The 6,500-nt window shown below is 48.4% G+C and carries 6 protein-coding genes; 5 read left to right on the top strand and 1 reads right to left on the bottom strand.

Annotated elements, in window-relative coordinates; translation table 11 throughout:
• Window positions 1-75: 75 nt before the first annotated feature.
• The gene (gene ygbI / locus Q1A40_RS16740) at window positions 76-861 is read right to left on the bottom strand and encodes a DNA-binding transcriptional repressor YgbI (RefSeq protein WP_300002217.1); all 786 of its coding nucleotides are present in this window, start codon (window positions 859-861) and stop codon (window positions 76-78) included.
• Window positions 862-1,180: 319 nt separating this feature from the next.
• On the opposite strand from ygbI, the gene ltnD reads away from it, so the two are divergent.
• The 5 genes from ltnD to Q1A40_RS16715 all read left to right on the top strand — a co-directional run bounded on the left by ltnD (window position 1,181) and on the right by Q1A40_RS16715 (window position 6,324).
• Window positions 1,181-2,092: an L-threonate dehydrogenase gene (gene ltnD / locus Q1A40_RS16735; RefSeq protein WP_300002214.1), complete on the top strand. Its 912-nt coding sequence runs from the start codon at window positions 1,181-1,183 to the stop codon at window positions 2,090-2,092.
• The gene (otnK, locus tag Q1A40_RS16730; protein WP_300002237.1) at window positions 2,092-3,369 is read left to right on the top strand and encodes a 3-oxo-tetronate kinase; all 1,278 of its coding nucleotides are present in this window, start codon (window positions 2,092-2,094) and stop codon (window positions 3,367-3,369) included. Before ltnD ends, otnK begins: the two co-directional genes overlap by 1 nt.
• A complete protein-coding gene (otnC, locus tag Q1A40_RS16725; protein WP_300002235.1) occupies window positions 3,362-4,018 on the top strand; it encodes a 3-oxo-tetronate 4-phosphate decarboxylase in 657 nt (218 codons plus the stop codon). The genes otnK and otnC overlap by 8 nt, the downstream gene beginning before the upstream one ends.
• Before the next feature lie 16 nt (window positions 4,019-4,034).
• Window positions 4,035-4,811, top strand: coding sequence for a 2-oxo-tetronate isomerase (gene otnI / locus Q1A40_RS16720; RefSeq protein ID WP_300002212.1), 777 nt, complete (start codon window positions 4,035-4,037; stop codon window positions 4,809-4,811).
• Window positions 4,812-4,965: 154 nt separating this feature from the next.
• Window positions 4,966-6,324 carry a GntP family transporter gene (locus Q1A40_RS16715; protein WP_300002209.1) on the top strand — a complete coding sequence of 453 codons (1,359 nt, stop codon included), beginning with the start codon at window positions 4,966-4,968 and terminating at the stop codon, window positions 6,322-6,324.
• The last annotated feature ends 176 nt before the right edge of the window (window positions 6,325-6,500 follow it).

Raw genomic sequence — 6,500 nt, 5'->3', positions numbered from 1 at the left:
ATGAACCGCCGTATACGGAACCGTACGTACGGTGGTGTGAGAGGACGGCGGGAGTGATCCCGCCTCCTACTCGATTCAGAGGGCGTCATTCGCCATTGTTTCACCCGCAGTGAGTACTTCAATTTTCATACTGCTCAGCGTTTCCTGTGCAGTGATCGGCAATCCACCATCAGTAATCAGGCAATTAAACACCGTTAGTGGTGTGACAAGATGAGTGGCAATTCGACCATATTTTGAGGTATCACAGAGTAAAACATGATGACTGCTGGCCTCAATCGCCGCACGTTTTACCGCGACTTTATCTTCATTTGGCGTTGAAATACCACGCAGACTCCAGGATGACGCGGAGATAAACGCAATATCAATAAATAAATTGCGTAACGACTGCGCAGCGGCCTCACCGACCGAAGAACGGTTTTCGCGACATAGCGTACCGCCAGTATGGATAACCCGACATTCGCTGTTATCAATAAGAAAACCCGTAATAGCAAAATCGTTGGTGACTATCAGCAAGTCACTGCGTTCGGCCAGCTCGCGGGCCAGGGAAAGTGTTGTGGTTCCCGCATCGAGATAGATACAGCTATTCAAGGGAATATGTTGGGCGGCCAGTTTACCGATAGCGGCTTTCTGCTGGCTGAACATCACAGATTTATCCTGATGGGAAGGTTCGCTGGCCAGACGTTCAGGTGAGCGTACTCCCCCTGAAACTGAAAGCAGTAAACCGTCTTGTTCCAGCTTTTGCACATCGCGACGTACCGTCATATGCGAGACGTTAAGACGCTCAGTTAGTTCATTAATGCTCACGACGCCCCGGGAGGAGATCAGCGCCAGAATCTGTTGATGGCGTTCTATCGGGATCACAGTATCTGTCCTCTGTTCAAGATAAACCTCATGGTAAATATTGTGATTAATGTCTGTTAGTACATCATTATTATCATAAATTCACGTATCCTACTACCCGGGACGCCGTGATTTTTAACAATCCCTTTCGTTGTCTTGTTTTGTTAACTTATTGATATTAATGGGTGTTGTTGGGGTTGTTATACAGGTTGCTCCCTTGTGGATGTGTGGGGTTCTGGAGTGTTAAAATATGTGATATATATCACCGTAAAACACATTCAGATCCCTTACATTTAACATCAGAGAACAAATAATCACTAATTTTAACAAGGCTGCCATCATGAAGAACAATTCTGACTATGCTGTTGCCGTAATCGGCTTAGGTTCCATGGGGTTTGGTGCTGCGTCATCTTGCATCAAAGCGGGGCTGGCGACTTATGGTGTTGATCTTAATCCTGATGCTCTGTCACGCCTTCAGCAGGCAGGTGCAATCCAGGCGGAAACCAGGATAGATACTTTTGCCGATAAGCTGGATGCCGTGTTGCTGCTGGTGGTCAACGCCGCCCAGGTGAATGCTATTTTATTCGGTGAATCACAGGTTGCGAGCAAATTAAAGCCGGGGACTGTCGTGATGGTTTCTTCAACTATCTCAGCCCAGGACGCAAAACAGATTGAGCAACGTCTGGGTGAACACCAACTTATTATGCTGGATGCCCCGGTATCAGGTGGCGCAGCGAAAGCCGCTAATGGAGATATGACGGTAATGGCTTCTGGATCTGATCTGGCTTTTGAAAAGCTGGCTCCAGTACTGGATGCCGTCGCCGGTAAAGTGTATCGCATTGGCGAAGAGATTGGTCTGGGAGCAACGGTCAAGATTATTCACCAGTTACTGGCAGGTGTGCATATTGCCGCGGGTGCAGAAGCGATGGCGCTGGCAGCCCGGGCAGATATCCCACTGGATATTATGTATGAAGTGGTCACCAATGCAGCTGGTAATTCCTGGATGTTTGAGAACCGCATGAAGCATGTGGTTGATGGCGACTATACGCCTAAATCTGCGGTCGATATTTTTGTGAAAGATTTAGGCCTGGTGACGGACACCGCTAAAGCCCTGCATTTCCCTCTGCCGCTGGCATCGACGGCATTCAATATGTTTACCAGCGCCAGCAATGCCGGCTATGGCAAAGAGGACGACAGCGCTGTTATCAAAATCTTCAGTGGTATTACGCTGCCAGGAAAATCGGAGGCATGATGATTAAGCTAGGTGTTATTGCCGATGATTTTACCGGGGCTACGGATATTGCCAGCTTTCTGGTCAATAATGGCCTGGCTACGGTTCAGCTGAATGGCGTACCGAGTGCAGATTTTCAGGTGACTGCTGAAGCGGTGGTCATCAGTCTGAAATCTCGTTCCTGCCCGGCAAGTCAGGCGGTTGCAGATTCACTGCGCGCTCTGGAATGGTTACGAGAGCAAGGGTGCCAGCAATTCTATTTTAAATACTGCTCAACCTTTGATAGCACGGAGAAAGGCAATATTGGTCCGGTAACTGATGCCCTGCTGGATAAACTGGGAGAAACCCAGACGATTATTTCGCCTTCGCTGCCGGTTAATGGCCGTACGGTGTATCAGGGACACCTGTTTGTGATGGAGCAACTGCTGAGTGATTCGGGTATGCGTCATCATCCGGTTACGCCAATGACTGACAGTAATCTGTTACGCGTGATGGAAAAACAGGCTCAGGGTGAATGTGGTTTAGTGGCTTACTCTGTAATGGAGCAGGGGGCTGATGCCGTTCGGCAACGCCTTCAGGCACTGAAAAATGAAGGTAAACGCTATGTGGTACTGGACGCGCTGAACGAACAGCACTTGCTGACTCAGGGTGAAGCACTGCGTGATATGAAGCTGGTCACTGGGGGATCAGGCCTGGCGATCGGTCTGGCGCGTCAGTGGGCGAGTGAAAAGCAGGACCGTTTGTCAGCGACCGATGCGGGTAAACCTCATTCGGGTGCGGCGGTTGTGCTGTCCGGTTCATGTTCTGTGATGACCAATAAACAAGTTACCCGCTATCTGCAACAGGCTGCCGGTCAGGCGATTGATGTTGCGCGCGCTTTGCAGGGAGAGGTGGAACTGCAGGCTTATGTACAGGAACTCACTAACTGGATAGAAGCCCACCGTCAGGATGCACTGGCCCCCCTGCTTTATGCAACCTCTTCGCCAGAAACATTAGCGCAGATACAACAACGTTTTGGTTCTGAGGCCAGTAGTCATGCAGTGGAAAAACTCTTTGCCAGTGTTGCAGCCAAACTTCAACAGTCAGGTTTTGAGCGCTTTATTATCGCCGGGGGAGAGACTTCCAGCATTGTTGCTCAAACTTTAGGTATTCAGTCGTTTCATATTGGCCCGACGATTTCTCCGGGCGTACCTTGGGTGCGTTCAACCGATAACACACTTTCACTGGCATTAAAGTCAGGTAACTTTGGCGATGAAGATTTCTTCGCCCGGGCGCAAAAGGAGTTTCATGATGCGTGACGCAATGCCAAATCCGGAAAAATATTCTGCCAGCGAGTTACAGGCTCGTCTGGATATGGTGAAACTCGGGGCCTCTTTTTTCCAGCGTGGTTATGCCACGGGGTCCGCCGGGAATCTTTCTCTGCTACTGGAAGACGGCAACCTGCTGGCTACACCGACCGGCTCTTGTCTGGGGGAGCTAAGTGTCGATACGCTTTCAAAGGTGACGATGAGTGGTGAGTGGTTGTCAGGTGATAAACCCTCAAAAGAGGTGAGTTTTCATCGGGCTATCTATCAGAATGACCCTGAGTGTAAGGCCATTGTCCATTTGCATAGTACCTACTTGACGGCACTCTCTTGCCTGGAGGGTCTGAATACTGAAGATGCTATCAGGCCGTTTACCCCTTATGTAGTGATGCGAGTGGGTAAAGTCCCTGTGGTTCCTTATTATCGTCCAGGTGATGCGCGTCTCGGTGAAGATCTAGGCAAACTGGCTTCCAGCTATAAAGCATTTTTGCTGGCTAACCATGGTCCGGTTGTAACAGGAAAAAACCTGCGTGCAGCGGCTGATAATATGGAAGAGCTGGAGGAGACGGCCAAATTAATCTTTATTCTTGGTGAAAGAAAAATCCGCTATCTCACCGAATCTGAAATAGCTGAACTTTCCTGATTTAACGGAGTTAATCATGCCTAAATTTGCTGCCAACCTTTCGATGCAATTTACCGATGTGCCTTTTCTTGAACGTTTTAAGGCAGCAAAGGATGCTGGTTTTACTGCCGTCGAATATTTGTTTCCTTATGAATATCCCGCTGAGTTATTGGCGGAGAAATTAACCGAGAATGGTCTCAGACAAGTGTTGTTTAATACTGCGCCTGGAAATATTGCTGCTGGGGAATGGGGACGTAGTGCTCTGCCGGGTCGTAGTGCTGAGGCACATGCTGATATTGATAATGCGCTGGAATATGCCCGCGTATTGGGTTGTCCTTCGGTACATATTATGGCGGCAGTCGTTCCTGAGGGAGAAGAGGTTGCAACCTGCGAACAGGCTTTTATCGAAAATATTCGTTATGCAGCGGATAAATTTGCCCCTTATGGCATTAATATCATGCTGGAAGCATTGAGTCCGAAAGTGAAACCAGGTTATTTAATGGCGAGCCAATATCAGACTCTGGCATTACTGAAAAAAATTGATAAACCAAATGTGTTTATTCAACTCGATTTTTTCCATGCACAAATTGTCGATGGTAATCTGACGAAAATTATTCACGATTTAGCCGGGCATGTTGGACATATTCAGGTTGCATCCGTCCCTGAACGTCATGAGCCAGATGAAGGTGAGATCAATTATGATTATATTTTTGAAGAGTTAGACCGGGTTAATTATTCAGGCTGGATTGGCTGTGAGTATAATCCACGTGGAAAAACAACCGATGGACTTGAATGGCTTAATAAGTGGCAGTGAATATTAATTATTTCATTATGCCAAGTGTGAAATTGTAATTATCTGAAGAGAGTTATATCCCCTTTTATTATAAAAGGGGTAGTTTAACACCTGCGTTAAAATATATACATCGCTTGCCTAAGCGAATAATAAAAATATTCTTGAGGATAGAAATATGGCCACCTCGCTCTTACTCTGTATTGCACTGGCAGGCGTGTTGCTGCTGCTGTTGATGGTGATTAAATTTAAAGTACAGCCGTTTATTGCTCTACTGGTGGTCAGTTTGCTGGTCGCCTTGGCGACGGGTATTCCAACCCAGGATGTTATGAAGGTTGTCACCAGCGGAATGGGGGGGGTACTCGGATCGGTAGCAATTATTATCGGCCTTGGCGCAATGCTGGGCAGAATGATTGAAGTTTCTGGCGGGGCTGAATCACTGGCACACCGTTTTGCCGAAATTATGGGGCCAACCCTGGTGGCTGCGGCACTGACTATTGCGGCGTTTATTCTCGGTATTCCGGTCTTTTTCGACGTTGGTTTTATTATTCTTGCACCGATTATCTACGGTTTTGCCAAGGTTGCTAAAGTTTCACCGATCAAATTTGGTCTGCCCGTTGCTGGTGTGATGCTGACGGTTCACGTTGCCATGCCTCCTCATCCAGGCCCGGTCGCGGCGGCAGGTATTTTAAATGCGGATATTGGCTGGTTAACCATTCTTGGATTGCTGGTTTCTATTCCGGTCGGCGTGATTGGCTACTGGGTAGCCAAGCGCATGAACCGCCGTCAGTACTTGCTGTCAGTTGACGTGGTTGAGCAGTTACAGCTTTCTAAACCTGAAGATACGACACCTGGAACTGCACCGGTCTCTGCACCTTCGGCCGGGCTGATTGCTGCGCTGATTGTGATACCTATTGCTATTATTATGTTGGGTACCGTCTCTGCTACCGTACTGCCTGAAGGTAATACTATTCGCAATACCATGGCATTGATTGGCTCACCAACGGTTGCCTTGCTGATTGCTTTAGCCTTGGCAATGTGGCTTATCGGCCTGCGTCGTGGCTGGTCGCTGGAAAAAGCCAGCGGAGTGATGGGGGATGCCCTGCCTACCGCCGCGATGGTTATTATGGTGACCGGCGCCGGTGGCGTATTTGGTAAAGTACTGGTGGAATCGGGAATTGGTAAAGCGCTGGCTGATACCTTAACCGATATCCATTTGCCTCTGGTACCTGCTGCCTATCTGTTGTCCCTGGCATTACGCGCTTCTCAGGGGTCTGCAACAGTGGCTATTCTTACCACCTGTGGTCTGCTCAGTGAAGCGGCTACTGGTCTCAATCAACTGGAACTGGTGCTGGTTACTCTGGCGGCTTGTTTTGGTGGGCTTGGTCTTTCCCACGTCAATGACTCCGGTTTCTGGATTGTTACTAAGTATCTCGGGCTCTCGGTGGCTGACGGCCTACGGACCTGGACGGTTCTGACAACGATTCTTGGCTTCTCCGGCTTTGTCTTCACCTGGCTAATATGGTCATTTGTTTAATGTTCTGACTAAAAAGGGTGGCTCACAGGCACTATGTGAGCCACTTAATGTAATGAGATTCTCGTACCGCGCATAGTGAAGCCAGTTCTGATACACGTCCCTATAGGGGTTTAAAGCCTGATGGAACGAAAACGTACGTTAAGAACGTAACTATATGATTTTAAGTCTATAGATCC

Origin of the sequence: uncultured Cedecea sp., assembly GCF_947498825.1 — a bacterium.
Classification (GTDB): domain Bacteria; phylum Pseudomonadota; class Gammaproteobacteria; order Enterobacterales; family Enterobacteriaceae; genus JGM124.
The sequence above is the reverse complement of the archived record's forward strand: the minus strand, read 5'-3'. Positions and strand labels throughout refer to the sequence as shown.

What these genes read in the sequence shown, in the direction of transcription:
- ltnD (WP_300002214.1), top strand. Translation starts at nt 1,181, where the DNA reads ATGAAGAACAATTCTGACTATGCTGTTGCCGTAATCGGCTTAGGTTCC.
- otnK (WP_300002237.1), top strand. Translation starts at nt 2,092, where the DNA reads ATGATTAAGCTAGGTGTTATTGCCGATGATTTTACCGGGGCTACGGAT.
- otnC (WP_300002235.1), top strand. Translation starts at nt 3,362, where the DNA reads ATGCGTGACGCAATGCCAAATCCGGAAAAATATTCTGCCAGCGAGTTA.
- otnI (WP_300002212.1), top strand. Translation starts at nt 4,035, where the DNA reads ATGCCTAAATTTGCTGCCAACCTTTCGATGCAATTTACCGATGTGCCT.
- Q1A40_RS16715 (WP_300002209.1), top strand. Translation starts at nt 4,966, where the DNA reads ATGGCCACCTCGCTCTTACTCTGTATTGCACTGGCAGGCGTGTTGCTG.